Genomic DNA, 1,195 nt, shown 5'->3' on the forward strand with positions numbered 1-1,195 from the left:
CGCGCCGCCGGCACTTGGCGGCGACGATGTCGCACCATCTGCGCCTGCACCGCCGCGATGGCGTCCGCCGCGCCAACCTTGGCCGCCCTGGCCACGGCCGCCATGCTCGCCGTCAGCGCCCGGCCGCTGGGAAGGCAGCGTCACCCTGGCGCCGTCCTTGAGCCGGTCGGCGCCTTCGGTAATCACTTGCTCGCCCGCCTGCAATCCGCTGGCGATCTGCACTTTATCGACAGTGGCAATCCCGCGCGTGACCGGCCGCAGCGAAGCGGTCTGCCCGTCCTGCAGCACATAGACGTAGTCCCCCGAAGACCCGTGCCGCAAGGCCGTCACCGGCACCACCACGGCATCCTTGATGGTGCGCAGCTCCAGCCGCACATTCACGAACTGGCTGGGGAACAGCGACGACCCCGCATTATCGAATCGAGCCTTTGCCATCACGGTACCGGTCTGCGTATCGACCTGGTTATCCAGCGCATGGAACACGCCCTTTTCCAGCACCGTGGTACGCGTGCGGTCATACGCCAGCGCCACCTTTCCCGTCCCAACGCGCTCGCCCGCGCGCGGGGCCAGGTCCGCCACCCGGTCCTGCGGCACGGCGAACTCCACGTCAATCGGCGCCAGCTGCGTAATCACCGCAATGCCCGCCGCATCGTTGGAGCCGACCAGGTTGCCGATATCGACCACGCGCAGGCCGACCCGCCCGCTGATCGGCGCCACCACTTTGGTGTAGCCCAGGTTGAGCCGTGCCGTGCCTTCATTCGCGCGGTCCGTGGTCACGGTACCCTGCAGCTGCTTGACCAGCGCCGCTTGGGTGTCGACGTCCTGGCGGGCGATGGAATCCTGTGACAGCAATGTGCGATAGCGTTCGAGCGTCAGGCGCGCATTTTCCAGCTGCGCCTCGTCGCGCTCACGCTGGCCCGTCGCCTGCATCAGCTGCAATTCGAACTGGCGCGGATCGATCTGCGCCAGCACCTGGCCGGCCTTCACCATCTGCCCTTCCTTGAACAGCACTTTCTGCAGGATGCCTGACACTTGCGGGCGGACCGTGGTGGTCGCCGCCGCGGTGACCGTGCCCAAAGCATCAAGCGTGACCGGCAAATCGGCCTTTTCGGCAGTCGCTACGCCAACCGTGGCTGCCGGACCGCGTCCGCTGCGGCCGCCGCGACCGGCGCCGCCCTGCCCGCCGCCACCGGGG

The 1,195-nt window shown here is 68.2% G+C and carries 1 protein-coding gene; it reads right to left on the reverse strand.

Annotated elements, in window-relative coordinates:
- On the reverse strand, window positions 1-1,195 hold a 1,195-nt coding region (locus tag GM658_RS28565), incomplete at both ends, for an efflux RND transporter periplasmic adaptor subunit (protein ID WP_155457503.1).

This window comes from Massilia eburnea (genome assembly GCF_009720745.1).
Lineage (GTDB): Bacteria > Pseudomonadota > Gammaproteobacteria > Burkholderiales > Burkholderiaceae_D > Rugamonas > Rugamonas eburnea.